Origin of the sequence: Xenorhabdus yunnanensis (assembly GCF_028598805.1) — a bacterium.
Classification (GTDB): Bacteria; Pseudomonadota; Gammaproteobacteria; order Enterobacterales; family Enterobacteriaceae; genus Xenorhabdus; species Xenorhabdus yunnanensis.
In genome coordinates this window covers 1-24,661 of the sequence record NZ_JAQRFI010000054.1, presented here as the reverse complement: position 1 = coordinate 24,661, position 24,661 = coordinate 1, and the positions used below count along the sequence as shown (strand labels likewise).

43 protein-coding genes are annotated in these 24,661 nt (G+C 43.7%); 38 read left to right on the top strand and 5 right to left on the bottom strand.

Annotated elements, in window-relative coordinates; all coding sequences use genetic code 11:
• The 33 genes from PSI23_RS17415 to PSI23_RS17255 form a co-directional block, all read left to right on the top strand.
• On the top strand, positions 1-121 hold a 121-nt coding region (locus PSI23_RS17415), incomplete at its 5' end, for an EF-Tu C-terminal domain-related protein (RefSeq protein ID WP_507232775.1).
• Positions 122-363: 242 nt separating this feature from the next.
• Positions 364-558 carry a bacterioferritin-associated ferredoxin gene (bfd, locus tag PSI23_RS17410; RefSeq protein WP_273556262.1) on the top strand — a complete coding sequence of 65 codons (195 nt, stop codon included), beginning with the start codon at positions 364-366 and terminating at the stop codon, positions 556-558.
• Between the two features lie 75 nt (positions 559-633).
• Entirely contained in the window at positions 634-1,110 is a 477-nt protein-coding gene (bfr, locus tag PSI23_RS17405) for a bacterioferritin (RefSeq protein ID WP_273556261.1), read from the top strand.
• 314 nt (positions 1,111-1,424) lie between these two features.
• Complete coding sequence (gene rpsJ / locus PSI23_RS17400; RefSeq protein ID WP_001181005.1) at positions 1,425-1,736, top strand: 30S ribosomal protein S10; 312 nt, start codon at positions 1,425-1,427, stop codon at positions 1,734-1,736.
• Positions 1,737-1,768: 32 nt separating this feature from the next.
• Positions 1,769-2,404: a 50S ribosomal protein L3 gene (gene rplC, locus PSI23_RS17395; RefSeq protein ID WP_273556260.1), complete on the top strand. Its 636-nt coding sequence runs from the start codon at positions 1,769-1,771 to the stop codon at positions 2,402-2,404.
• Between the two features lie 16 nt (positions 2,405-2,420).
• Complete coding sequence (rplD, locus tag PSI23_RS17390) at positions 2,421-3,026, top strand: 50S ribosomal protein L4 (RefSeq protein ID WP_273556259.1); 606 nt, start codon at positions 2,421-2,423, stop codon at positions 3,024-3,026.
• Entirely contained in the window at positions 3,023-3,325 is a 303-nt protein-coding gene (rplW, locus tag PSI23_RS17385) for a 50S ribosomal protein L23 (RefSeq protein WP_038269605.1), read from the top strand. Before rplD ends, rplW begins: the two co-directional genes overlap by 4 nt.
• 19 nt (positions 3,326-3,344) lie before the next feature.
• Positions 3,345-4,169, top strand: a complete 825-nt coding sequence (gene rplB, locus PSI23_RS17380) for a 50S ribosomal protein L2 (protein WP_010847479.1) — start codon at positions 3,345-3,347, stop codon at positions 4,167-4,169.
• A gap of 14 nt (positions 4,170-4,183) precedes the next feature.
• Positions 4,184-4,462 carry a 30S ribosomal protein S19 gene (gene rpsS, locus PSI23_RS17375; protein ID WP_011148791.1) on the top strand — a complete coding sequence of 93 codons (279 nt, stop codon included), beginning with the start codon at positions 4,184-4,186 and terminating at the stop codon, positions 4,460-4,462.
• 14 nt (positions 4,463-4,476) lie between these two features.
• Positions 4,477-4,809, top strand: a complete 333-nt coding sequence (rplV, locus tag PSI23_RS17370) for a 50S ribosomal protein L22 (protein ID WP_010847481.1) — start codon at positions 4,477-4,479, stop codon at positions 4,807-4,809.
• 17 nt (positions 4,810-4,826) lie between these two features.
• The gene (rpsC, locus tag PSI23_RS17365; RefSeq protein ID WP_273556258.1) at positions 4,827-5,528 is read left to right on the top strand and encodes a 30S ribosomal protein S3; all 702 of its coding nucleotides are present in this window, start codon (positions 4,827-4,829) and stop codon (positions 5,526-5,528) included.
• A 12-nt stretch (positions 5,529-5,540) separates the two neighbouring features.
• On the top strand, positions 5,541-5,951 hold the full coding sequence (gene rplP, locus PSI23_RS17360) for a 50S ribosomal protein L16 (RefSeq protein ID WP_012990491.1): 411 nt from the start codon (positions 5,541-5,543) through the stop codon (positions 5,949-5,951).
• Positions 5,951-6,142 (top strand): 50S ribosomal protein L29, encoded by a 192-nt coding sequence (gene rpmC / locus PSI23_RS17355; protein WP_010847484.1) that lies wholly within the window; start codon positions 5,951-5,953, stop codon positions 6,140-6,142. Before rplP ends, rpmC begins: the two co-directional genes overlap by 1 nt.
• Complete coding sequence (rpsQ, locus tag PSI23_RS17350) at positions 6,142-6,396, top strand: 30S ribosomal protein S17 (protein WP_074021482.1); 255 nt, start codon at positions 6,142-6,144, stop codon at positions 6,394-6,396. Before rpmC ends, rpsQ begins: the two co-directional genes overlap by 1 nt.
• Positions 6,397-6,570: 174 nt before the next feature.
• Positions 6,571-6,942, top strand: coding sequence for a 50S ribosomal protein L14 (rplN, locus tag PSI23_RS17345; RefSeq protein WP_010847486.1), 372 nt, complete (start codon positions 6,571-6,573; stop codon positions 6,940-6,942).
• Positions 6,943-6,952: 10 nt separating this feature from the next.
• Positions 6,953-7,267: a 50S ribosomal protein L24 gene (gene rplX / locus PSI23_RS17340; protein ID WP_092520687.1), complete on the top strand. Its 315-nt coding sequence runs from the start codon at positions 6,953-6,955 to the stop codon at positions 7,265-7,267.
• A gap of 13 nt (positions 7,268-7,280) precedes the next feature.
• The gene (gene rplE, locus PSI23_RS17335) at positions 7,281-7,820 is read left to right on the top strand and encodes a 50S ribosomal protein L5 (protein ID WP_273556257.1); all 540 of its coding nucleotides are present in this window, start codon (positions 7,281-7,283) and stop codon (positions 7,818-7,820) included.
• Positions 7,821-7,832: 12 nt separating this feature from the next.
• Positions 7,833-8,138, top strand: coding sequence for a 30S ribosomal protein S14 (gene rpsN, locus PSI23_RS17330; protein ID WP_010847489.1), 306 nt, complete (start codon positions 7,833-7,835; stop codon positions 8,136-8,138).
• A 33-nt stretch (positions 8,139-8,171) separates the two neighbouring features.
• A complete protein-coding gene (rpsH, locus tag PSI23_RS17325) occupies positions 8,172-8,564 on the top strand; it encodes a 30S ribosomal protein S8 (protein WP_273556256.1) in 393 nt (130 codons plus the stop codon).
• A gap of 14 nt (positions 8,565-8,578) precedes the next feature.
• On the top strand, positions 8,579-9,112 hold the full coding sequence (gene rplF / locus PSI23_RS17320) for a 50S ribosomal protein L6 (protein ID WP_273556255.1): 534 nt from the start codon (positions 8,579-8,581) through the stop codon (positions 9,110-9,112).
• 9 nt (positions 9,113-9,121) lie between these two features.
• A complete protein-coding gene (rplR, locus tag PSI23_RS17315; protein ID WP_273556254.1) occupies positions 9,122-9,475 on the top strand; it encodes a 50S ribosomal protein L18 in 354 nt (117 codons plus the stop codon).
• Between the two features lie 14 nt (positions 9,476-9,489).
• Positions 9,490-9,990: a 30S ribosomal protein S5 gene (gene rpsE / locus PSI23_RS17310; RefSeq protein WP_010847493.1), complete on the top strand. Its 501-nt coding sequence runs from the start codon at positions 9,490-9,492 to the stop codon at positions 9,988-9,990.
• A gap of 5 nt (positions 9,991-9,995) precedes the next feature.
• The gene (rpmD, locus tag PSI23_RS17305; protein WP_092520746.1) at positions 9,996-10,175 is read left to right on the top strand and encodes a 50S ribosomal protein L30; all 180 of its coding nucleotides are present in this window, start codon (positions 9,996-9,998) and stop codon (positions 10,173-10,175) included.
• A gap of 3 nt (positions 10,176-10,178) precedes the next feature.
• Complete coding sequence (rplO, locus tag PSI23_RS17300; RefSeq protein ID WP_092520707.1) at positions 10,179-10,613, top strand: 50S ribosomal protein L15; 435 nt, start codon at positions 10,179-10,181, stop codon at positions 10,611-10,613.
• Positions 10,614-10,620: 7 nt separating this feature from the next.
• Positions 10,621-11,952, top strand: coding sequence for a preprotein translocase subunit SecY (gene secY / locus PSI23_RS17295; RefSeq protein WP_273556253.1), 1,332 nt, complete (start codon positions 10,621-10,623; stop codon positions 11,950-11,952).
• A gap of 32 nt (positions 11,953-11,984) precedes the next feature.
• The gene (gene rpmJ, locus PSI23_RS17290) at positions 11,985-12,101 is read left to right on the top strand and encodes a 50S ribosomal protein L36 (protein ID WP_012768118.1); all 117 of its coding nucleotides are present in this window, start codon (positions 11,985-11,987) and stop codon (positions 12,099-12,101) included.
• A gap of 148 nt (positions 12,102-12,249) precedes the next feature.
• Positions 12,250-12,606, top strand: a complete 357-nt coding sequence (gene rpsM / locus PSI23_RS17285; protein WP_038240472.1) for a 30S ribosomal protein S13 — start codon at positions 12,250-12,252, stop codon at positions 12,604-12,606.
• 15 nt (positions 12,607-12,621) lie between these two features.
• A complete protein-coding gene (gene rpsK / locus PSI23_RS17280) occupies positions 12,622-13,011 on the top strand; it encodes a 30S ribosomal protein S11 (protein WP_002919257.1) in 390 nt (129 codons plus the stop codon).
• A 36-nt stretch (positions 13,012-13,047) separates the two neighbouring features.
• Entirely contained in the window at positions 13,048-13,668 is a 621-nt protein-coding gene (gene rpsD, locus PSI23_RS17275) for a 30S ribosomal protein S4 (protein ID WP_273556252.1), read from the top strand.
• A gap of 25 nt (positions 13,669-13,693) precedes the next feature.
• Positions 13,694-14,683, top strand: a complete 990-nt coding sequence (locus PSI23_RS17270; protein ID WP_273556251.1) for a DNA-directed RNA polymerase subunit alpha — start codon at positions 13,694-13,696, stop codon at positions 14,681-14,683.
• A gap of 40 nt (positions 14,684-14,723) precedes the next feature.
• Positions 14,724-15,116, top strand: coding sequence for a 50S ribosomal protein L17 (rplQ, locus tag PSI23_RS17265; protein ID WP_010847501.1), 393 nt, complete (start codon positions 14,724-14,726; stop codon positions 15,114-15,116).
• A 179-nt stretch (positions 15,117-15,295) separates the two neighbouring features.
• Entirely contained in the window at positions 15,296-15,709 is a 414-nt protein-coding gene (zntR, locus tag PSI23_RS17260) for a Zn(2+)-responsive transcriptional regulator (protein WP_273556250.1), read from the top strand.
• A gap of 91 nt (positions 15,710-15,800) precedes the next feature.
• Positions 15,801-16,001, top strand: coding sequence for an alternative ribosome-rescue factor A (locus PSI23_RS17255; protein ID WP_273556249.1), 201 nt, complete (start codon positions 15,801-15,803; stop codon positions 15,999-16,001).
• Between the two features lie 47 nt (positions 16,002-16,048).
• Here PSI23_RS17255 and trkA read toward each other — a convergent pair whose 3' ends face one another.
• The 4 genes from trkA to def form a co-directional block, all read right to left on the bottom strand.
• Entirely contained in the window at positions 16,049-17,425 is a 1,377-nt protein-coding gene (trkA, locus tag PSI23_RS17250) for a Trk system potassium transporter TrkA (protein WP_273556248.1), read from the bottom strand.
• 94 nt (positions 17,426-17,519) lie between these two features.
• Entirely contained in the window at positions 17,520-18,809 is a 1,290-nt protein-coding gene (rsmB, locus tag PSI23_RS17245; RefSeq protein WP_273556263.1) for a 16S rRNA (cytosine(967)-C(5))-methyltransferase RsmB, read from the bottom strand.
• Positions 18,810-18,892: 83 nt separating this feature from the next.
• Positions 18,893-19,840: a methionyl-tRNA formyltransferase gene (gene fmt / locus PSI23_RS17240; protein WP_273556247.1), complete on the bottom strand. Its 948-nt coding sequence runs from the start codon at positions 19,838-19,840 to the stop codon at positions 18,893-18,895.
• Between the two features lie 24 nt (positions 19,841-19,864).
• On the bottom strand, positions 19,865-20,377 hold the full coding sequence (def, locus tag PSI23_RS17235) for a peptide deformylase (RefSeq protein WP_273556246.1): 513 nt from the start codon (positions 20,375-20,377) through the stop codon (positions 19,865-19,867).
• A 133-nt stretch (positions 20,378-20,510) separates the two neighbouring features.
• Between def and dprA the strand changes: the two genes are divergently transcribed.
• The 5 genes from dprA to PSI23_RS17210 all read left to right on the top strand — a co-directional run bounded on the left by dprA (position 20,511) and on the right by PSI23_RS17210 (position 23,880).
• Positions 20,511-21,599, top strand: a complete 1,089-nt coding sequence (gene dprA, locus PSI23_RS17230) for a DNA-protecting protein DprA (protein WP_273556245.1) — start codon at positions 20,511-20,513, stop codon at positions 21,597-21,599.
• A 61-nt stretch (positions 21,600-21,660) separates the two neighbouring features.
• Positions 21,661-22,212 carry a topoisomerase DNA-binding C4 zinc finger domain-containing protein gene (locus tag PSI23_RS17225; RefSeq protein WP_273556244.1) on the top strand — a complete coding sequence of 184 codons (552 nt, stop codon included), beginning with the start codon at positions 21,661-21,663 and terminating at the stop codon, positions 22,210-22,212.
• 1 nt (position 22,213) lies between these two features.
• Positions 22,214-22,783, top strand: a complete 570-nt coding sequence (gene tsaC / locus PSI23_RS17220; protein WP_273556243.1) for an L-threonylcarbamoyladenylate synthase type 1 TsaC — start codon at positions 22,214-22,216, stop codon at positions 22,781-22,783.
• A gap of 6 nt (positions 22,784-22,789) precedes the next feature.
• A complete protein-coding gene (gene aroE / locus PSI23_RS17215) occupies positions 22,790-23,614 on the top strand; it encodes a shikimate dehydrogenase (RefSeq protein WP_273556242.1) in 825 nt (274 codons plus the stop codon).
• Positions 23,611-23,880 (top strand): DUF1488 family protein, encoded by a 270-nt coding sequence (locus tag PSI23_RS17210; protein ID WP_273556241.1) that lies wholly within the window; start codon positions 23,611-23,613, stop codon positions 23,878-23,880. The genes aroE and PSI23_RS17210 overlap by 4 nt, the downstream gene beginning before the upstream one ends.
• On the opposite strand, the gene PSI23_RS17205 is transcribed toward PSI23_RS17210, so the two are convergent.
• A complete protein-coding gene (locus tag PSI23_RS17205; protein ID WP_273556240.1) occupies positions 23,847-24,401 on the bottom strand; it encodes a gamma carbonic anhydrase family protein in 555 nt (184 codons plus the stop codon). The two genes, PSI23_RS17210 and PSI23_RS17205, sit on opposite strands and share 34 nt — an antisense overlap.
• Positions 24,402-24,661 lie beyond the last annotated feature (260 nt).

Genomic DNA, 24,661 nt, shown 5'->3' with positions numbered 1-24,661 from the left:
CAACATCAACATGATCGTGAACCTGATTGCCCCAATCGCCATGGATGACGGTCTGCGTTTCGCAATCCGTGAAGGTGGTCGTACTGTAGGTGCTGGTGTTGTTGCTAAAGTTATTGCTTAATATTTGATTATTAAAAGATTATGAGAAAAGAGGAGCCTTGGCTCCTCTTTTCTATTTTGAGCCACCGTAATTGGTGGCTTTTTTATTACTCAACAAAACAAAAACAATAATTGAAATGAGATTTATTTACATTTACTATTCTGTGGTATCGCTTATTTTGTAAGCGTGAACAATTTTAGGCATGGATATTTTATCTGACCTGTATATCCATCAAGAGTGTAAATAGTTAGAAGAGTGATTTCATGTATGTCTGTCTCTGTAATGCAGTAAGTGATAAAACCATACGTAACGCTGTTCATCAGCAACATATTCGTTCTATCAGAGAGTTGAGGAACTTTGTTCCTATAGGAAGTGACTGCGGAAAATGCATACGTCAGGCACGTGAAATACTGAATGAGGAGATAGCTCTACTACCTCCAATAAATAATGTCGCTTAAAATAAACACAATTTTCTTGCAATTACTCTGCTAAATTAGTACTACAGTTAGTGACTGGAAGCGGAGGAACTTGTTATGAAAGGTGATAAAAAAATAATTGCACATTTGAATAAACTTCTTGGTAATGAACTTGTCGCCATTAATCAATATTTTTTGCATGCCCGAATGTTTAAAAATTGGGGACTAATGCGTTTAAACGAAGCCGAGTATCGTGAGTCCATTGATGAGATGAAGCACGCAGACAAGTTTATCGAACGTATTCTTTTTCTGGAGGGAGTGCCAAATCTACAAGATTTAGGTAAACTTAATATTGGAGAAGATGTAGAAGAAATGCTGCAATCTGATCTGGAATTGGAGTTACGTGGTGCCAAGGATCTGAGAGAAGCGATCTCATATGCCGATTCGGTTCATGATTACGTCAGCCGAGATTTGATGATAGAGGTACTTGCTGATGAAGAAAATCATATAGATTGGTTGGAAACTCAACTTGAACTGATAACTAGAATTGGCATACAAAATTACATTCAATCTCAACTTAGTGAAGAAGAATAATTATAATTTAACCGCCCTATAGGTTTTATATAGGGCGCTTTTCTGCTATTTTCCTTCTCGCTTCCCTTCTTGTATGTACTTTTTTGAATAGATTTCACTCTTAATCTTGCTTTGTAGGTAAATCCACGTATAATGCGTGAGCTTACTTACACAAAGTAGGGCTGGTTTATTATCAGCAATGAGCGGTGAATAACCGCCATTTAAAATACTCCCGATATGGGGGTTACACATTGAACGATTACACTCCCCTATCAATCGAAATGGGTGCGAGGAGTAATCATTTACGTTTATAAAATAGTTGGAGCTCTGGTCTCATGCAGAACCAAAGAATCCGTATCCGCCTAAAAGCATTTGATCATCGTTTAATCGATCAATCAACTGCGGAAATCGTAGAGACTGCGAAGCGCACTGGTGCGCAAGTTCGTGGTCCGATCCCGCTGCCGACTCGTAAAGAGCGTTTTACCGTTCTGATTTCTCCGCACGTTAATAAAGACGCGCGTGATCAGTACGAAATTCGCACTCACAAACGTCTGGTTGACATCGTTGAGCCAACCGAGAAAACCGTTGATGCTCTGATGCGTCTGGATCTGGCTGCCGGTGTAGACGTGCAGATCAGCCTGGGTTAATCAGGTCATTGAGCGATTGAGAGGTTGAAACAATGATTGGTTTAGTCGGTAAAAAAGTGGGCATGACTCGCATCTTCACTGAAGATGGCGTTTCAATCCCTGTAACTGTTATCGAAATCGAAAATAACCGTGTAACTCAAGTTAAAAACAACGAGACTGACGGTTATCGTGCAATTCAGGTAACGACTGGTAGCAAAAAAGCTAACCGCGTTAATAAATCTGAAGCAGGTCATTTCGCTAAAGCTGGCGTTGAAGCTGGCCGCATCCTACGTGAATTCCGTCTGTCAAAAAATGATGAGGCAGAGTTCACTATAGGTCAAAGCATTAGCGTTGAAATTTTCGCTGACGTTAAAAAAGTCGACGTTACTGGTACATCTAAAGGTAAAGGTTTCGCGGGTACTGTTAAACGCTGGAACTTCCGTACTCAGGATGCTACCCATGGTAACTCCTTGTCTCACCGTGTTCCGGGTTCTATCGGTCAGAACCAGACTCCGGGCAAGGTATTCAAAGGCAAGAAAATGGCAGGCCAACTGGGTAATGAACGTGTAACTGTTCAGAGCCTAGATGTAGTACGTGTTGACGCTGAGCGTAACCTGCTGCTGGTCAAAGGTGCTGTTCCAGGTGCAACGAACAGTAACCTGATCGTAAAACCGGCTGTCAAGGCGTAACGTCGAGGAGATAGGAATGGAATTGGTAATGAAAGACGCGCAAAGCGCGCTGACTGTTTCCGAAACTACCTTCGGGCGTGATTTCAATGAAGCGCTTGTGCATCAAGTAGTTGTTGCGTATGCAGCTGGTGCTCGTCAAGGTACTCGTGCTCAGAAAACTCGTGCTGAAGTTTCTGGTTCAGGTAAAAAACCATGGCGTCAGAAAGGTACTGGTCGTGCACGTTCTGGTTCTATTAAAAGTCCAATTTGGCGCTCTGGTGGTGTAACTTTCGCAGCGAAGCCACAGGACCACAGTCAAAAAGTTAATAAAAAGATGTACCGTGGTGCTCTGAAAAGCATCCTGTCTGAACTGGTACGTCAAGATCGTCTGATCGTTGTCGAGAAGTTCACTGTTGAAGCTCCTAAGACTAAGTTGCTGGTGCAGAAACTGAAAGAAATGGCTCTGGAAGACGTGCTGATCGTCACTAGCGAAGTTGATGAGAACCTGTTCTTAGCAGCTCGTAACCTGTACAAGGTTGACGTTCGTGATACAGCTGGTATCGATCCTGTAAGCCTGATCGCCTTCGACAAAGTGGTTATGACTGCTGAAGCTGTGAAGCAAGTTGAGGAGATGCTGGCATGATCCGTGAAGAACGTCTGCTGAAAGTACTGCGCGCGCCGCATGTATCTGAAAAAGCTTCTACAGCGATGGAAAAAAGTAATACCATCGTTCTCAAAGTTGCGAAAGACGCGACTAAAGCAGAGATCAAAGCTGCCGTACAGAAACTGTTTGAAGTTGAAGTTGAAGGTGTAAACACTTTGCTGGTTAAAGGTAAAGTTAAACGCCACGGTCAGCGTATTGGTCGTCGTAGCGACTGGAAAAAAGCTTACGTCACCTTGAAAGAAGGCCAGAATCTGGACTTCGTTGGCGGCGCTGAGTAAGTCGGAGGAGTAAAGAACAATGGCAGTTGTTAAATGTAAACCTACGTCTCCGGGCCGTCGCCACGTTGTTAAAGTGGTTAACCCTGAGCTGCATAAGGGTAAACCTTATGCTCCGTTGTTGGAAAAAAACAACAAAACTGGTGGTCGTAACAACAATGGTCGTATTACCACTCGTCACATTGGTGGTGGCCATAAACAGCATTATCGTCTGATTGACTTCAAACGTAACAAAGACGGTATCCCTGCTGTTGTTGAGCGTCTGGAATATGATCCAAACCGTTCAGCAAACATCGCACTGGTTCTATACAAAGACGGTGAGCGTCGTTATATCCTTGCCCCTAAGGGCTTGAAAGCAGGTGATCAAATCCAGTCTGGTGCTGATTCAGCGATCAAGGCTGGTAACGCTTTGCCAATGCGTAATATCCCGGTTGGTTCTACTGTTCACAACATAGAAATGAAACCAGGTAAAGGTGGCCAGCTGGCTCGTTCAGCAGGTGCTTATGCGCAGATCGTTGCACGTGATGGTTCTTATGTAACTCTGCGTCTGCGTTCTGGTGAAATGCGTAAAGTGTTGTCTGACTGCCGTGCTACTTTAGGTGAAGTTGGTAACGCAGAACATATGCTGCGCGTTCTGGGTAAAGCTGGTGCAAGCCGCTGGCGTGGTATCCGTCCTACTGTTCGCGGTACGGCGATGAACCCAGTAGACCATCCACATGGTGGTGGTGAAGGTCGTAACTTTGGTAAACACCCTGTAACTCCATGGGGCATCCAGACCAAAGGTAAGAAGACCCGTAGCAACAAACGTACTGATCAATATATCGTACGTCGCCGTTCTAAAAAATAATTAGAGGATAAGCTATGCCACGTTCTCTCAAGAAAGGTCCATTTATTGACCTGCACTTGCTGAAGAAGGTAGAGAAAGCGGTGGAAAGCGGAGACAAAAAGCCTATTAAGACTTGGTCCCGTCGTTCAACGATCTTTCCTAACATGATCGGTTTGACCATCGCTGTCCATAATGGTCGTCAGCATGTTCCAGTTTTTGTTTCCGACGAAATGGTTGGTCACAAACTGGGTGAATTCGCGCCGACCCGTACTTATCGCGGCCATGCGGCCGATAAAAAGGCTAAAAAGCGCTAAGGTAGGAGGAAGAGATGGAAACTATCGCTAAACATCGCCACGCTCGTTCTTCTGCTCAGAAGGTTCGCCTTGTGGCTGACCTGATCCGCGGTAAGAAAGTGTCGCAAGCTCTGGAAACTCTGACCTATACCAACAAGAAAGCTGCTGGTTTAGTGAAGAAAGTACTTGAGTCTGCTATTGCTAACGCAGAACACAACGATGGCGCTGACATCGATGATCTGAAAGTCACGAAAATTTTCGTAGACGAAGGCCCGACTATGAAGCGTATTATGCCTCGTGCCAAAGGCCGCGCAGATCGTATCCTGAAGCGCACCAGCCACATTACTGTGGTTGTGTCCGATCGCTGAGACTCTGGAGACTAGCAATGGGTCAGAAAGTACATCCTAATGGTATTCGTCTGGGGATTGTCAAACCTTGGAACTCTACCTGGTATGCGAATACCAAAGAATTCGCTGACAACCTAGACAGTGACTTTAAAGTTCGCCAGTACTTGAACAAAGAACTGGTTAAAGCATCTGTTTCACGTATCGTTATCGAGCGTCCTGCGAAAAGCATCCGTGTGACCATTCACACTGCTCGTCCAGGCATTGTAATCGGTAAAAAAGGTGAAGACGTTGAAAAACTGCGTAAGGCTGTAGCGGATATCGCTGGCGTTCCTGCGCAGATTAATATTGCCGAAGTGCGTAAACCTGAACTGGACGCAAAACTGGTTGCTGACAGCATCAGCTCGCAGCTGGAACGTCGTGTTATGTTCCGCCGTGCTATGAAACGTGCTGTACAGAATGCTATGCGTCTGGGCGCTAAAGGTATCAAAGTGGAAGTCAGTGGCCGTCTGGGCGGTGCTGAAATCGCACGTACTGAATGGTATCGTGAAGGTCGTGTACCTCTGCATACTCTGCGTGCGGACATCGACTACAATACTTCTGAAGCGCACACCACTTATGGTGTAATCGGCGTTAAGGTATGGATCTTCAAAGGTGAGATCTTGGGTGGTATGGCTGCAGTTGAACAGGCGGAAAAACCGGCTGCGCAACCTAAAAAGCAGCAGCGTAAAGGCCGCAAGTAAGGAGAGTCGCTGATGTTACAACCAAAGCGTACGAAATTCCGTAAAGTGCACAAAGGCCGCAACCGTGGTCTGGCTGCCGGTGCGGATGTTAGCTTCGGCACTTTCGGTCTGAAAGCTGTAGGCCGTGGTCGTCTGACTGCTCGTCAGATCGAAGCGGCACGTCGTGCTATGACCCGTGCAATTAAACGTCAAGGTAAAATCTGGATCCGTGTGTTCCCAGACAAACCTATCACCGAAAAGCCACTCGAAGTGCGTATGGGTAAAGGTAAAGGTAACGTAGAATACTGGGTTGCCTTGATCCAACCCGGTAAAGTCCTGTATGAAATGGACGGTGTGCCTGAAGAGCTGGCTCGTGAAGCATTCAAGCTGGCAGCAGCGAAACTGCCTATCAAAACCACCTTTGTAACTAAGACGGTGATGTAATGAAAGCACAAGAGCTGCGCGAAAAAAGCGTTGAAGAGCTGAACACTGAGCTGCTAAACCTGTTGCGTGAACAATTTAATTTACGTATGCAGGCGGCAAGTGGCCAGCTGCAACAGTCTCATCTGTTGAAACAAGTGCGTCGTAATATTGCACGCGTTAAGACTTTACTGACTGAGAAGGCGGGTGCGTAATGACCGATAAAATCCGTACTCTGCAAGGTCGTGTTGTTAGCGATAAAATGGAAAAATCCATTGTTGTTGCTATTGAACGTAAGGTGAAACACCCTCTGTATGGTAAGTTCATCAAACGTACGACTAAACTGCACGTACATGACGAGAACAATGAATGTGGAATTGGTGATGTCGTGGAAATCCGCGAAACCCGTCCACTGTCTAAGACTAAATCTTGGACTTTAGTTCGCGTTATAGAGAAAGCGGTTCTATAATAGAGCGTTGTCTCGTACGAAATAAACGGCTCAAAAAATAACGGGCCGTTTATTTTTCTGTCCATCGCGAAGATGTGGTGTTATAATGCCGCGCCCTCGTAGTATGGGATATTGAAACGGCTTCTTTAAAAATAAAGTGGCTCAGTAGTAGTTGACATTTAGCGGAGCACTAAAATGATCCAAGAACAGACTATGCTGAACGTGGCCGACAACTCCGGTGCACGTCGCGTAATGTGTATCAAGGTTCTGGGTGGCTCGCACCGTCGCTACGCACACGTCGGCGACATCATTAAAATCACCATCAAGGAAGCAATTCCTCGTGGTAAAGTGAAAAAAGGTGATGTCCTGAAAGCGGTAGTGGTGCGCACCAAGAAGGGTGTTCGTCGCCCGGACGGTTCTGTCATTCGCTTCGATAGCAACGCTTGTGTATTGTTGAACAACAATAGTGAGCAAGTTATCGGTACGCGTATTTTTGGGCCGGTAACTCGTGAGCTTCGTAATGAAAAGTTCATGAAAATTATCTCTCTGGCACCTGAAGTACTCTAAGGAGCAGGAAATGGCAGCGAAAATCCGTCGTGATGACGAAATTATCGTGCTGACCGGTAAAGACAAAGGTAAGCGCGGTAAAGTAAAACAGGTTCTTTCTTCTGGTAAAGTAATTGTTGAAGGTATCAACCTGGTTAAAAAACATCAGAAGCCAGTTCCGGCTCTGAACCAACCAGGTGGCATTGTTGAAAAAGAAGCGGCTATTAATGTTTCTAACATTGCTATCTTTAACGCAGCAACCGGTAAGGCTGACCGTGTAGGTTTTAGATTCGAAGACGGCAAAAAAGTTCGTTTCTTCAAATCTAACAACGAAACTATCAAGTAATTTGGAGTATACGATGGCGAAACTGCATGATTACTACAAAGACGAGGTAGTCCAGAAACTGATGACTCAGTTTGGTTACCATTCTGTCATGCAAGTCCCTCGGGTCGAGAAGATCACCCTGAACATGGGTGTTGGTGAAGCGATCGCTGACAAAAAACTGCTGGATAACGCAGCAGCTGACTTGGCAGCAATCACTGGTCAGAAACCATTGATCACCAAAGCACGCAAATCAGTTGCAGGCTTCAAAATCCGTCAGGGCTATCCAATCGGCTGTAAAGTAACCCTGCGTGGAAAACGCATGTGGGAGTTCTTTGAGCGCCTGATTTCTATTGCTGTACCACGTATCCGTGATTTCCGTGGCTTGTCCGCTAAATCATTCGATGGTCGTGGTAACTACAGCATGGGTGTTCGTGAGCAAATCATCTTCCCTGAAATCGATTACGATAAAGTGGATCGTGTACGTGGTTTGGATATTACTATCACCACGACTGCGAAATCTGATGATGAAGGCCGCGCACTGTTGGCTGCGTTTAACTTCCCGTTCCGCAAGTAAGGCAGGGTACTCATGGCTAAGCAATCAATGAAAGCACGTGATGTAAAACGTGCGAAATTAGCTGAGAAATTCTTCGCAAAACGCGTTGAACTGAAAGCGATCATCTCTGATGTCAACGCATCTGATGAAGACCGTTGGAATGCCGTTCTCAAGCTGCAAACACTGCCACGTGATTCCAGCCCTTGCCGTCAGCGTAACCGCTGCCGTCAAACTGGGCGTCCGCATGCGTTTTTGCGGAAGTTTGGGTTGAGCCGTATTAAAGTCCGTGAAGCCGCTATGCGCGGTGAAATCCCGGGCCTTAAAAAGGCTAGCTGGTAATTGTCACCAATTGAATCACGGGAGTAAAGACAGATGAGCATGCAAGATCCGATCGCGGATATGCTGACCCGTATCCGTAACGGTCAAGCCGCGAATAAAGTTGCGGTCACCATGCCTTCCTCCAAGCTGAAAGTGGCAATTGCCAAAGTGCTGAAGGAAGAAGGTTACATTGAAGATTTTAAAATTGAAGGCGACACCAAGCCTGAACTGGAAATTACTTTGAAATATTTCCAAGGTAAGGCTGTTGTAGAAAGTATTCAGCGTGTAAGCCGCCCAAGTCTGCGCATCTATAAGAAAAAAGATGAGCTGCCACAAGTTATGGCTGGCTTGGGTATCGCTGTTATTTCTACCTCTAAAGGTGTAATGACTGATCGTGCAGCTCGCCAGGCTGGTCTGGGTGGCGAGATTCTCTGCTACGTAGCTTAATTCGGGAGGAAAGAATGTCTCGTGTTGCAAAGGCACCCGTCGTCATTCCTGCCGGCGTAGAGGTTAAACTCAACGGTCAGGTTATTTCGATTAAGGGTAAAAACGGCGAGCTAAGTCGTACAATCCACAACGCAGTTGAAATTAAACATGCGGATAACCAACTGAATTTCGTTCCACGCGAAGGTTTTGCTGACGCTTGGGCGCAGGCAGGTACAACTCGTTCTCTGCTGAATGCAATGGTTATCGGTGTTAACGAAGGTTTCACTAAGAAGCTTCAACTGGTGGGTGTTGGTTACCGTGCGGCAGTTAAAGGCAACGCAGTTAGCTTGTCTTTAGGCTTCTCGCATCCGGTCGAGCATCAACTGCCAGCAGGCATAACTGCGGAATGCCCATCACAAACTGAAATCGTGCTGAAAGGTGCTGATAAGCAGGTGATTGGTCAGGTTGCGGCAGATCTGCGTGCCTATCGTCGTCCTGAGCCATATAAAGGCAAGGGTGTTCGTTACGCCGATGAAGTCGTGCGTACCAAAGAGGCTAAGAAGAAGTAAGGTAACACTATGGATAAGAAAGTAGCTCGTATCCGTCGTGCGACCCGCGCACGCCGCAAGCTCAAGGAACTTGGTGCAACTCGCCTGGTGGTACACCGTACCCCTCGCCATATTTATGCGCAGGTTATCGCACCAAATGGTTCTGAAACTCTGGTGGCAGCTTCTACAACAGAAAAAGCTATCAGTGAACAATTGAAATTTACTGGAAACAAAGAAGCCGCAGCATTAGTTGGTAAGATTGTTGCTGAACGTGCTCTGGAAAAAGGCATCAAAGATGTATCCTTTGACCGTTCTGGTTTCCAATATCATGGTAGAGTCCAGGCACTGGCAGATGCTGCCCGTGAAGCTGGCCTTCAGTTCTAAGGTAGAGGTGTAAGATGGCTCACATCGAAAAACAAGCTGGCGAACTGCAGGAAAAGCTGATCGCGGTAAACCGCGTATCAAAAACCGTTAAAGGTGGCCGCATTTTCAGCTTTACAGCACTGACTGTAGTTGGTGATGGTAACGGTCGCGTTGGTTTTGGTTACGGCAAAGCACGCGAAGTTCCGGCAGCGATCCAGAAAGCGATGGAAAAAGCACGTCGCAATATGAAAACCGTCGCTCTGAACAGCGGCACTCTGTACCACCCAGTGAAAGGCTCACACACCGGATCTCGCGTGTTTATGCAGCCTGCTCACGAAGGTACAGGTATCATCGCCGGTGGTGCGATGCGCGCTGTTCTGGAAGTGTCTGGAGTTCGTAACGTACTGGCTAAAACCTACGGTTCCACTAACCCGATCAACGTGGTTCGTGCAACTCTGGATGCTTTAGACAGCATGAAGTCTCCAGAAATGGTCGCAGCTAAGCGTGGCAAATCCGTCGAAGAAATTCTGGGGTAATGACCATGGCTAAGACTATTAAAATCACTCAGATTCGCAGCTCAATTGGTCGTTTGCCTAAACATAAGGCAACTCTGACTGGTTTAGGTCTGCGTCGTATTGGGCATACTGTTGAGCGTGAAGATACACCAGCTATTCGCGGTATGGTCAACTTGGTTTCCTATATGGTTAAAGTTGAGGAGTAACAGATGCGCTTAAATACTCTGTCTCCGGCTGAAGGTGCCAAGCACGCATCTAAACGTGTAGGTCGTGGTATCGGTTCTGGTCTAGGTAAAACCGGCGGTCGTGGTCACAAAGGTCAGAAGTCTCGTTCTGGCGGTGGCGTTCGTCGTGGTTTTGAAGGCGGCCAGATGCCTTTATATCGTCGTCTGCCAAAATTTGGTTTCACTTCACGTAAAGCAATGATCACCGCAGAAATTCGTCTGTCTGATTTTGTCCGCGTTGAAGGCGATGTTATCGATCTGAATGCACTGAAAGCTGCTAACATTATTGGCCCTCAAATTGAATTCGCTAAAGTAATGCTTTCTGGCGAAGTCAATCGCGCAGTAACTGTGCGTGGCTTGCGTGTTACTAAAGGCGCCCGTGCTGCAATTGAAGCTGCTGGCGGTAAAATTGAGGAATAAGTAACAGATGGCTAAACAACCAGGATTAGATTTTCAAAGTGCCAAAGGCGGATTAGGCGAGTTAAAACGCAGACTTTTGTTTGTCATTGGAGCTCTAATTGTTTACCGTATTGGCTCTTTTATTCCAATCCCTGGTATTGATGCCACTGTGCTTGCCAAATTGCTCGAGCAGCAAAGAGGCACCATCATTGAAATGTTTAACATGTTCTCTGGTGGTGCTTTAAGCCGTGCTTCTATCTTTGCACTGGGTATAATGCCATATATTTCAGCATCTATTATTATCCAGTTGCTAACTGTGGTTAATCCTCGTTTAGCAGAGATCAAGAAGGAAGGGGAATCTGGTCGTCGTAAGATCAGTCAGTACACCCGCTATGGCACACTAGTGCTGGCAATATTCCAGTCAATCGGTATTGCTACTGGGTTGCCGAAGATGCCTGGAATGCAAGAGTTAGTGATTAATCCTGGTTTTGCATTCTATTTCACGGCTGTTGTAAGTCTGGTCACGGGAACCATGTTCTTGATGTGGCTGGGTGAGCAGATTACTGAACGAGGTATCGGTAACGGTATTTCAATCATAATCTTTGCTGGTATCGTTGCAGGTCTACCGCCTGCAATTGGTCACACCATCGAGCAAGCTCGGCAAGGCGACCTGCACTTCCTCCTGTTGCTGTTGGTTGCAGTATTAGTGTTTGCCGTGACTTTCTTCGTTGTTTTCATTGAGCGTGGTCAACGTCGTATCGTTGTTAACTATGCGAAACGTCAGCAAGGTCGTAAAGTTTTCGCAGCACAAAGTACACATTTACCGTTGAAAGTGAATATGGCTGGGGTTATCCCTGCAATTTTTGCTTCCAGTATTATTTTGTTCCCTGGTACCATAGCTTCTTGGTTCGGGGGTGGAACAGGCTGGAATTGGTTGACAACTATTTCTATGTATTTGCAACCAGGTCAACCGCTTTATGTGTTATTATACGCATCTGCAATCATCTTCTTCTGTTTCTTCTACACGGCTTTGGTTTTCAATCCAAGAGAAACAGCAGATAACCTGAAGAAGTCCGGTGCATTCGTACCAGGAATTCGTCCGGGAGAGCAAACGGCTAAGTACATCGATAAAGTAATGACTCGTCTAACCTTAGTTGGTGCGTTATATATTACTTTTATCTGCTTAATCCCGGAGTTCATGCGTGATGCAATGAAAGTTCCATTCTATTTTGGTGGTACTTCCCTACTGATTGTAGTTGTCGTCATCATGGACTTTATGGCTCAAGTGCAGACTCTAATGATGTCGAGTCAATATGAGTCTGCATTGAAGAAGGCAAACCTGAAAGGATATAACCGCTAATCGGTTTGCTTGAGAAGTTACGGAGAGTAAAAATGAAAGTTCGTGCTTCCGTCAAGAAATTATGCCGCAACTGCAAAATCGTTAAACGTAACGGTATCGTTCGTGTGATTTGCAGTGCAGAGCCTAAGCACAAACAGCGCCAAGGCTAATTAATCGCATATTTTTCTTGCAAAGTTGGGTTGAGCTGGCTAAATTAGCCAGCCAATCTTTTTTATCTGACAGCAACATTGTTTGAGTATCCTGAAAACGGGCTTTTCAGAATGATGTTGCAGTGAATAAATATTGTAGGAGTGCATAGTGGCCCGTATAGCAGGCATTAACATTCCTGATCAGAAACATACTGTGATCGCATTAACTTCGATCTACGGTATCGGTAAAACCCGCTCACAAGCAATTTGTGCAGCAGCGGGTATTGCTGAAAATGTTAAGATCAGTGAGCTGTCTGAAGAGCAAATTGACAAGCTGCGTGACGAAGTTGCCAAATACGTTGTAGAAGGTGATCTGCGTCGTGAAGTAACCCTGAGTATCAAACGTCTGATGGACCTTGGTTGCTATCGTGGTTTGCGTCATCGTCGTGGTCTACCAGTTCGCGGTCAGCGTACTAAGACCAATGCACGTACCCGTAAGGGTCCGCGTAAGCCGATCAAGAAATAATCGGGGTATTGAATAATGGCAAAAGCACCTATTCGTGCACGTAAGCGTGTAAGAAAACAAGTCTCTGACGGTGTGGCTCATATCCATGCTTCTTTCAACAACACCATCGTTACTATTACTGATCGTCAGGGTAACGCACTGGGTTGGGCAACTGCCGGTGGTTCCGGTTTCCGTGGTTCTCGTAAATCTACTCCGTTTGCAGCTCAGGTTGCAGCAGAGCGCTGCGCTGAAGCAGTAAAAGAGTACGGAATTAAGAATCTGGAAGTTATGGTTAAAGGACCTGGTCCTGGTCGTGAGTCAACTATCCGCGCATTAAACGCGGCTGGTTTCCGCATCACTAATATTACTGATGTGACTCCGATCCCTCATAACGGTTGTCGCCCACCGAAAAAGCGTCGCGTTTAATACGCTTTCGTTTTTTAGGATTGTTGGAGAAAGAAAATGGCAAGATATTTGGGTCCTAAGCTCAAGCTGAGCCGTCGCGAGGGTACAGACCTTTTCCTGAAGTCTGGCGTTCGCGCGATTGACACCAAGTGTAAGTTAGAACAGGCACCAGGCCAGCACGGCGCACGTAAACCGCGTCTGTCTGATTATGGTGTACAGTTACGTGAAAAACAAAAAGTTCGTCGTATTTACGGTGTTCTGGAGCGTCAATTCCGTAACTACTATAAAGAAGCAACTCGTCTGAAAGGCAACACAGGTGAAAACCTGCTGAACTTGCTGGAAAGTCGCTTGGATAACGTCGTTTATCGTATGGGCTTCGGCGCTACTCGTGCTGAATCTCGTCAGATGGTAAGCCACAAGGCTATCATGGTAAATGGTTGCGTTGTTAACATCGCTTCTTATCAGGTATCCCCGAATGACGTAGTCAGCGTTCGTGAAAAAGCGAAGAAGCAGGCTCGCATTAAAGCAGCCTTAGAGCTGGCTGAGCAGCGTGAGAAACCAACTTGGTTGGAAGTTGATGCTGCGAAGATGGAAGGTATGTTCAAGCGTATACCTGAGCGTACTGATCTATCCGCTGACATTAACGAACACCTGATCGTCGAGCTTTACTCTAAGTAAAGCTTAGCACCAAAGAGAGGACACAATGCAGGGTTCTGTGACAGAGTTTCTAAAACCGCGCCTGGTAGATATCGAGCAAGTCAGTTCGACGCACGCCAAGGTGACCCTTGAGCCATTAGAGCGTGGCTTTGGCCATACTCTTGGCAACGCACTGCGCCGTATTCTGCTTTCGTCTATGCCGGGTTGTGCGGTGACTGAGGTTGAGATTGATGGTGTACTGCATGAGTACAGCACCAAAGAAGGTGTACAGGAAGATATCCTGGAGATTCTCCTCAATCTGAAAGGGCTGGCGGTGAAAGTTCAGGGTAAAGATGAAGTTATCCTTACTTTGAATAAATCTGGCATTGGCCCTGTGACTGCAGCCGACATCGTCCATGATGGTGATGTCGAAATCGTCAAGCCGCAGCACGTAATCTGCCATCTGACTGACGAAAGCGCTTCCATTAGCATGCGTATTAAAGTTCAGCGCGGTCGTGGATATGTGCCGGCTTCTGCCCGAATTCATTCGGAAGAAGATGAGCGCCCTATCGGTCGTTTGTTAGTAGATGCTTGCTATAGCCCAGTAGAGCGTATCGCCTACAATGTTGAAGCAGCTCGTGTAGAACAACGTACTGACCTGGATAAGCTGGTTATCGAGATGGAGACTAACGGCACAATCGATCCTGAAGAGGCGATTCGCCGTGCAGCTACCATTCTGGCTGAACAACTAGAAGCTTTCGTTGATTTACGTGATGTACGTCAACCAGAAGTTAAAGAAGAGAAGCCAGAGTTTGATCCGATCCTGCTGCGCCCTGTTGACGATCTGGAATTGACTGTCCGCTCTGCTAACTGCCTTAAAGCAGAAGCTATCCACTACATCGGTGATCTGGTACAGCGTACTGAAGTTGAGTTACTTAAGACTCCTAACTTGGGTAAAAAATCTCTTACTGAGATTAAAGACGTACTGGCTTCACGTGGACTTTCTCTGGGCATGCGTCTGGAAAACTGGCCACCAGCAAGTATTGCTGATGAATAACTAGATCACAGGTTAAGGTTTTACTGAGAAGGATAAGGTCATGCGCCATCGTAAGAGTGGTCGTCAATTGAACCGCAACAGCAGCCATCGCCAAGCTATGTTCCGTAACATGGCAGGTTCTTTGGTTCGTCATGAAATCATCAAGACGACTCTGCCTAAAGCGAAAGAACTGCGTCGCGTCGTTGAGCCGCTGATTACTCTTGCCAAGACCGACAGCGTAGCTAATCGTCGTCTGGCATTCGCCCGTACTCGTGATAACGAGATCGTGGCAAAACTGTTTAATGAACTGGGCCCGCGTTTTGCGAGTCGCGCTGGTGGTTACACTCGTATTCTGAAGTGTGGCTTCCGTGCTGGTGATAATGCACCGATGGCATACATCGAGCTTGTTGACCGTGCAGCAGAGTCTCAGACAGAAGCAGCATCTGCAGAGTAATCTGTAGAGGCGTAAAAAACCGGGTAGTATCCCGGTTTTTTATTGCCTTCTAATTAATTTTTCTCTTCTTATCATCGTGTTATCTTTATTAGTTGGTCTGTAACTTTTCCCTCACGGATGATCTTTTAACCTATTCTGTTAGTATTGTGTTTATTTGCTACTTAATAGGAAAATCCCTTATGTATCGTATCGGTCAGTTGGCTAAATTAGCGAGTGTAACACCTGACACTATCCGCTTTTATGAAAAACAAGGATTGATGTTCCACGGAGAAAGAACGGAAGGTGGCTATAGACTTTATACCGAACAAGATCTACAGCGATTACGTTTTATCCGTTATGCAAAACAATTAGGCTTTACACTGGAAGCAATTGTAGAACTACTATCTATTCGGGTTGATCCTGAACGTCATACATGTCAGGAATCAAAACATATTGTTGATTCTAGATTACAGGAAGTTGAAGAAAAATTATTAGAAATGCAAAAGATGCGTGATTCTTTGAAAATGTTGAGTGATGCCTGTTGTGGTAGTATGCACGTTAGTACATATTGTTCTATATTGGAAATTTTGGAAGAAGGAGCAACAAATAGATAATTTTTCTTTATTATTGCGAGTGCTAAGAGTACAATTGCGCTGTTTTTAATCAAAAAATTATCTTATTCATTAATTATAGTCAGGGGTCATTATGACAACATATCGCCATAAAAAAGGCGTTATTAAAGATAATGCTATAGAAGCTTTATTACACGATCCTTTGTTCCGGCAGAGAGTAGAAAAAAACAAAAAGGGTAAAGGAAGTTATAGTCGTAAAGAGAAACATGGTAAAAAACGTGGTTTGGAGGCCAATAATAATAATTTTTTCAAGTTGTTATTATTGGCCTTCTAACTTCTTAAGTGAACAATATTAATCTAATAGAATCTTATTTAATGTTTTTACAGGAAGAAAGGGCTAGGCTGGAAAAGCTTTTCCACTTCAGGAACGTATTTTTTGTCAGTAATAAACATGATTACATGATCACCTTGTTGAATGACACTGTAATCATTATCAATAATGACCTCTTCATTGCGTACAATGGCTCCTATTGTTGTTCCTGGTGGTAATTTAATATCGCCTATCCTACGCCCAACAACTTTTGAAGTATGTTCATCGCCATGAGCTATGGCTTCGATAGCTTCAGCAACTCCCCTTCTTAATGAGAATACACTAACAATATCTGCTTTACGGACATGACCAAGTAGCGCTGATACTGTTGCTTGTTGAGGAGAAATTGCGATATCAATGACTCCACCTTGTACTAAATCAACGTATGCACTGCGTTGAATAAGCACCATTGCTTTTTTGGCTCCCATCCGTTTTGCAAGCATAGCTGACATAATATTGGCTTCATCATCATTTGTTAGTGCTATAAAAACGTCAACCTGTTCAATGTGTTCTTCAGCTAGTAATTCTTGGTCTGAAGCATCGCCATAGAACACAATAGTATCGTGCAATAGTTCAGCTAATTCAGTAGCTCTTTTTTGGTTATGTTCAATTAATTTGACACTATAATCCTTCTCAAGGCGCAAGGCTAAGCCTGCACCAACATTACCACCACCAACAATCATGATACGTTTATACGGCTTTTCAAGACGTTGTAGTTCGCTCATTACTGCTCTGATATGTTGTGATGCAGCAACAAAGAAGACTTCATCTCCAGCTTCAATAATTGTTGAACTTTGTGGTCTAATAGGGCGATCTTGACGGAATATTGCAGCAACTTTGCTATTGATATGTGGCATATGTTCTCGGAGTGAGGATAAGGCATTACCTACCAATGAACCACCATAATAGGCTTTAACCGCGACAATGCTAACACGCCCTTCAGCAAAATTAACAACTTGTAATGCTCCTGGGTATTGAATCAATTTATAGATGTAATCAGTGACTAGTTGTTCGGGAGATATTAGATAATCAATAGGAATATCATCAGGATGGAATAACTTCTCTGATTCTCGAATATATTCTGGTGAGCGTATTCTGGCGATTCTATTAGGCGTGTTAAATATAGAATAAGCAATTTGGCATGCAACTATATTGGTTTCATCTGAATTTGTGATTGCTACCAACATATCAGCATCTTCAGCTCCAGCCTCTCTTAATATTCTCGGATGAGAGCCATGACCATTTACAACTCGGAGATCGAATTTATCCTGTAGCTGGCGTAAACGATCTGTATCGGTATCAACGACAGTAATATCATTGTTTTCATCAACCAAGTTCTCGGCTAATGTTCTACCAACTTGGCCTGCACCTAGGATGATTATCTTCATAGCATTTTCTTTTTTGATTAGAAGCCGTCTTCTATTCTTGATATTTTGGTAAAACCATAAAATTCTCTCGTTCAGTCGGAACGAGAGAGCGTTATTATTGCTTAGTGAGCCGGGTATAAAAGAAACCGTCGCCACCCGTAGCTTCTGGAATAATTTGTGTTCCGAAAGTACCCGAATTACCTGTTTCTGATAATATTGCATCGGAATGACGGGCCAAAAATGCTTTTATTTGCTCACTATTTTCCTGAGGTAAAATTGAGCAGGTAGCATAAACCAGGGTGCCATTTTGTTTTAAGTATGGCCAAATCGCATCAAGTATTTCAGATTGTAATGTAACTAATTGATCAATATCTTCATTTCTGCGTAGCCATTTTATATCCGGATGACGACGAATCACTCCTATAGCAGAACATGGAGCATCAAGAAGAACACGATCAAACTGTTTATCAGTAGCCCACTCGTGTGGAAGACGACCATCGCCTGTTTTGACAACAGCATGTAAATTAAGCCGTTGCAAATTTTCTTTCACTCGCTTAATTCGTTGCTCATCAATATCGATAGCGAGAACCTTAGATTTTGGTGCTATTTCGAGTATATGAGTGGTTTTTCCACCAGGTGCAGCGCAAAGATCTAGTATAGACTCTCCATCACATGGGTTTAATAGTTCAGCACATCCTTGCGCGGAACGATCCTGAATTGTTACCCACCCTTGATTAAATCCGGGTAATGCACTGACAGGGCAGGGATTCAGAAGACGAATGGCACTGGAATGGTTGATATCCAATTCTGCTTTTATATTAGCTTCTTCTAATAGTGCAAGATATTCGTTAGCTGTATGATGGAGTTGGTTAACTCGCAACCACATAGGTGGTTTTTGATTGTTGGCATCCACTATGGTTTGCCAATTTGTTGGATATGCTTTTTGAATTCGTTCTAGCAGCCATTTAGGATGTAGGTGCTGACTGATGTGATTATTTGCTTGTTCGATTAATACTTGTTGTTGGCGCTGAAACTGGCGAAGAACACCATTAATTACTCCTTTCAGCTGTGGTCGTTTTAAGTTAGTTGCACCATTGACGGTTTCGGCAAGTGCTGCATGCGCAGGTATGCGCGTATATATAAGCTGATATATACCAACCATGATTAGATAGTGGAAAACACGTTGTTTTCCTTTTAATGGCTTTGCCATTAATTGACTGATAAGCCACTCAAGCTGAGGTAATACCCTCATTACACCAAAACAGATCTCTTGTAGTAACGCTTTATCTTTATCGGAAACTTTTTGTTGGAATTCAGGGATAATAGTGCTGAGGGATTGCCCTTGCTCAAGCACTTGAGTGATTGCTTTTGCAGCGATACTTCTCAGGTTATATGCATTTTTCATGATATGGTCAAAAAAGCTGACTTTCGTCAGCATAATAAATAGGAAGAAGCCTAGATGCTAAAAACATGTAGGCAAAGTTAGTATCAGTTGATTTTACTGCCAGGTGTAAACCACTCACGTTTGGAGTTTAAGAGATCGGCGGCTGACATTGCTTTCTTGCCAGGTGGTTGCAACTGAGTAATATTTAATATCCCATCTGCAGTTGCAATTTGAATACCTTTTTTATCTGCGCTGATAACTGTTCCGGGAGCTTGGGTTGTTTGCTCTGTGATAGCTTCTGTTTGCCAGATTTTAACTGGTTGATCATCAATTAAGAAGAAGCTCATAGGCCAAGGATTGAAAGCACGAACACAACGTTCAATTTGGGTTGCAGGCAAATTCCAATCTATTTTTGCTTCATCTTTACTCAGTTTTTCAGCATAGGTCGCAAGTGTATCGTCCTGAATTTCAGACTGACATTTTCCTGATGTAATTAAGCTTAAAGTGTTGAGTAAAGCTTCTGGGCCAATATCAGCAAGTTTTTCATATAAGCTGGCACTGGTGTCTTCATTTGTAATTGGGCAAATGGCTTTCAGTAGCATATCACCAGTATCAAGCCCTGCATCCATTTGCATGATCGTTACGCCAGTTTCTTGGTCGCCAGCCCAGATTGAGCGCTGGATAGGTGCTGCGCCACGCCAGCGAGGCAGCAAGGAACCGTGAACATTTAGGCATCCCAGACGAGGTATATCTAAAGCAGCTTGAGGAAGAATTAATCCATATGCAACAACGATCATAATATCAGGTTGTTGCGCCATGACCCATTGCTGGCTTTCTTCTGTATGTAAGGTTTTTGGCTGGAAAACAGGAATATCATGTTCTTCAGCCAATAACTTTACAGGACTTGGTGTCAGTTTTTTACCTCTTCCTGCCGGTTTGTCTGGCCGAGTGAGTACTCCAACAACTTGGTGTTGAGAGTTTAATAAAGCAGCCAAATGGCGAGCCGCGAAATCAGGGGTTCCGGCAAAAATAATACGTAAAGAATCAGACACTGTTATTTCCTGCGATAATAAAAATTATTTGTTTTTGGTTCTCAGTCGGTCAATTTTTTCAACTTTCTGACGGATGCGTTGGCGTTTTAATGGCGATAGATAATCAACAAAGAGTTTACCAATCAAATGGTCCATTTCATGTTGAATACAGATTGCCAGCAACTCGTCGGCTTCCAATTCAAATGGCTGACCGTGATAATCTAGGGCCTTAATTTTTACTTGTTCAAAACGGGGTACAAATCCACGCTGCTCAGGAACAGATAAGCAACCTTCTTCTATTCCTGTTTCACCAGTTTCATCAACCAATTCTGGGTTAATAAGAACAAGACGTTGATCTCGATTCTCAGAGACATCAATGACAATAATTCTCTGATGTATATCGACTTGTGTTGCGGCTAAGCCAATACCTTCCTCTGCATACATCGTTTCAAACATATCATCAACGATTCGCTGGATTTCTGCATTGACTTTTTCTACTGGTTTGGCAACTGTGCGGAGTCGCTCGTCTGGATAATGTAATACTTGTAAAACTGACATATATGTTTAGAACTGCATCCAAAAAGTGAGTGATAATTAGTGCCTATTCTAGACATTTCCTATTTAGATTGACAGTATTGAACACAAATTAATCATGAGAGTGTTTCTCTCAACTTCAAGTCAGGATGACGATATGGAAGCGATGGAAATATGGTTAAGAATGAAAATGGTTTCTCATCTTTCAGCAGAGCAGGCCATACTTATTATAGAACACCTGTTGCAAACGAAGAGTTTTAGCACATCCTCCCTAAAAGCGTGTGGGCTATCATCTGCACAATGTTTGCAATTTACGAAAGCCAACTCTTCTGAGCTGATTTCTGCGCTCAATTGGCTAGAGCAACCAGATCATCATTTGTTGACTTTCTCTCACCCCGCATACCCACTTTTATTAAAGCAAATACACTCTCCACCCCTTGTGCTTTTTGTTGCAGGCGATGTATCGGTCTTATCTCAACGGCAAATTTCAATGGTTGGTAGTAGAGCAGCGACTTTTTATGGCGAGAAATGGGGAAAGATATTCGCGAGTGACTTAGCTAAAAATAATCTGGTAGTGACTAGTGGATTAGCGATAGGTATTGATGGTATTTGCCATCAAGCAGCCTTGGATTCGGGAGGGAAGACAATCGCAGTACTTGGTAGTGGACTTGAAAATATCTATCCCAGTAGACATAAATCTTTGGCCAAGCATATTAAAGAACATGGCGCATTAGTTTCTGAATTTTTTCCTGATGCTCCACCTAAAGCTAAGCATTTTCCAAGGCGAAACCGGATCATTAGTGGATTAAGTTTGGCTCTTCTTATTGTAGAAGCCCATAAAAATAGCGGATCACTGATTACAGCTCGCTGTGCCCTTGAGCAAGGTCGAGACATCTTTGCATTACCTGGGCCATTGGGGAATTCTGCAAATGAAGGTAACCATTGGTTGATCAAGCAAGGAGCTTATTTGGCAACGAATGTAATAGATATCATGGAGCATATTAGTTCGTTATTTCAATGGATTAGTGTCGAAAATAAAGGCCGTGAGGAGGAAAATAAACAATTTGAACAAACAGAGTTGCCATTTGTGGATGTGCTGGTTAACGTAAGTAGTGAAGTGACACCTATTGATGTGATCGCCCAGCGATCTTCCCTACCTGTTACGGAAGTCATGACCAAATTATTGGAATTGGAACTTATGGGAAAAGTTGCTGTTGTTGCAGGTGGGTATGTCCGAACTAGTTAAGCTATTTAATTTGCGCTTTTTCCAATGTTAAGGTGGTTGTCGATATTCAGCGAGTTAAAATATGTCTAAGAAGGTTCCTTTGGCTATAAAAAAAATAGAGCATTGCCCTGAGTGTAGTGCTGAGTTAGTGATTCGCAATGGTACTCACGGTCCATTTTATGCGTGTTCCAGTTATCCGTCTTGCCATTATCTTCGCCCATTGAAAGCACAGGTCGATGGACATATTGTTAAAGAGCTGGATGGGCAAATTTGTCCGGAATGTGGCTTCACCTTGGTCTTACGTCAAGGGCGTTATGGCATGTTTATTGGCTGTAGTCATTATCCTGAATGTGAGCATACAGAATTAATTGATAAACCAGACGATACGTCAATAAATTGCCCTCAATGTCAGCAAGGAAAATTACTCCAGCGTAAATCTCGTTTTGGTAAAATATTTCATTCCTGTAGTCGCTATCCAGAATGTCAGTTTGCACTTAACAATAAGCCCATTTCAGGTGAATGCATGTTTTGCCACTATCCATTGTTAGTAGAAAAGCGCATTTCCAAAGGCATAAAATTATTTTGTGCCAGTAAATTGTGTAGCAAGCAACAAGTTAATGAAATTGAGAAATAAAATGAGTCACGAAATCTCGCCAGTATTTGATTCTGTTATCACAGCTTTAAAAGAAGAAAAAGTTATTGCTTATCCGACTGAAGCTGTTTTTGGATTAGGGTGTGACCCTGATAGTGAAAATGCAGTGCAAGAGCTATTAGCGTTGAAAAATAGGCCTTGGGAAAAAGGGTTGATTCTTATTGCTGATCATTATGAGAGGCTATGTCCTTATATTGATGATGAACAGCTAAATGATATACAGAAAGAAACCATATTCTCATTTTGGCCTGGCCCTGTTACATGGGTAATACCCGCGAGAACAACCACACCAAAATGGTTGACTGGCAAGTTTTCAACATTGGCCGTCCGAGTTACAGATCACCCTTTGGTTAAGCAGCTATGCTCTATATATAAAAAACCACTTGTTTCGACCAGTGCGAATCTAAGTGGATTAGAGCCATGTCGTAGTGTGGACGAAGTGAGGCAGCAATTTGGAACTCGTGTCCCAATTTTAGAAGGAGAAGTTGGTGGACGTAAGAATCCATCAGAAATTAGGGATGCTTTAACTGGCAAATTATATCGGCAAGGCTAGGTAATAATGGATAAATTCGCAGTTTTTGGTAATCCAATCGCACATAGTAAATCTCCTTATATTCATCGATTGTTTTCTGAACAGACAAGTATTGAGCATCAATATGGGACAGTACTTGCTCCGGTAGAAGACTTTGAACAAACCTTAGGTCATTTTTTCAAACAGGGTGGTTTAGGGGTGAATGTTACTGTTCCTTTTAAAGAGAGAGCCTATAAGTGCTCAGATGAATTGACTGAACGGGCAAGTATCTGTGGTGCAGTTAACACATTAAAACGGATAGAGGGAAACCGGCTACTCGGTGATAATACAGATGGGGTGGGATTATTGATGGATTTGCAGCGACTCAAATTCATCTCTCAAGGGCAGAAGATCCTGATCATAGGCGCTGGTGGAGCTGCGAAAGGCGTATTATCTCCTTTATTATCATTGGGTTGTTCCGTCACTATTACTAACCGTACATTTGAACGGGCCCAAAGAGTCGCAAATACATTTTCTCTACTAGGTGATATACAGGCCATTGAAATGAGTGCTCTTGGTCTTACTACTCCAGATTTTGATATTATCATTAATGCAACGGCTTCTGGCCTTGATGGGCAAATTCCGGCTATATCACCATTGATTTTCCAAAATAATAGTGTGTGTTACGACATGTATTATCAGCATGGATTAACCCCTTTCCTTAAGTTTGCTCATCAAAATGGTGTTTCACGTTTGGCTGATGGCTTAGGAATGTTGGTAGGGCAAGCTGCGTATTCTTTTGAATTATGGCATGGAGTATTTCCTGAAATAGAACCTGTTTTAACTGCCTTAAGACGGGAATTACATGTATGAACCAATCAATTCAATTTCCTGATCGTGAAGATTGGGATGAGATAGAAAATAAGGTGATATTCCCAGCAATGGTAAATGGTTTTTTGGTGGAATGCATGCTCAGTTTTGATGAAATAATAGAGCGTTATGGTGAAGATCATCATCCACTCGAGCTGTTTCGCCTGCATCGCTGGGATTTGGAAGAAGAGTTTGAAACGGTCATTTTGAGTGGATATGATGATCAATTTGGGCGCTACTCCTTACTTTCAGATTGTGCTGATAAATAGTTATCTTTCCAGCGAGCGTAATTATTAGCGGAATAAAGGAGCCCTTCCAATTCCTCAGGTTTGAGTTTTCTCACCTGTTTGGCAGGGCTACCGACGTACAGATAGCCGCTTTCTAATTTTTTCCCTGGAGGAATTAAGCTACCAGCTCCAATTACAACATTGTCTTCAATAGTTACTCCATCAAGTAAGATGGAACCCATACCAACTAAGACGCGATTCCCAATTTTACATCCATGTAGCATTGTCTTATGTCCTACCGTGACATCTTCGCCAATTATCAGTGGGAAGCCATTAGGATTATCTGGGGATTTATGGGTCACATGTAAGACAGAACTATCTTGAATATTTGTACGTGAGCCAATTGAGACATAATTTACATCTCCTCTGATAACAACAAGGGGCCAGATGCTGACGTCATTTGCCAATCTGACATCCCCAATTACAACAGAAGAAGGGTCTAAAAGAACTTTTTGACCAACTTTAGGATAGAAGTTTAAGTATTGGCGCAAAACAGTGGACATAAGAACCTCAATAGTAAGAGAGAAGAACAATTATATAGAAATTTTATTGAGGAAAAAACGTCATGCAATGAAAGAATTTGCATTAATCTTAGCCTGTTTGAATGGTTTTTATATTGAAAAGAGTAAAAAGTGTTCACTTGAAAGTAAAATTCAAAAAAACTCTTGCCAGCCGCGGAAAACTCCCTATAATGCGCCACCACTGACCGACGCTGAGCTGAGACACGCCGCGGCGGGCAGCGAAGAAAAGCGAAAATAAGCGC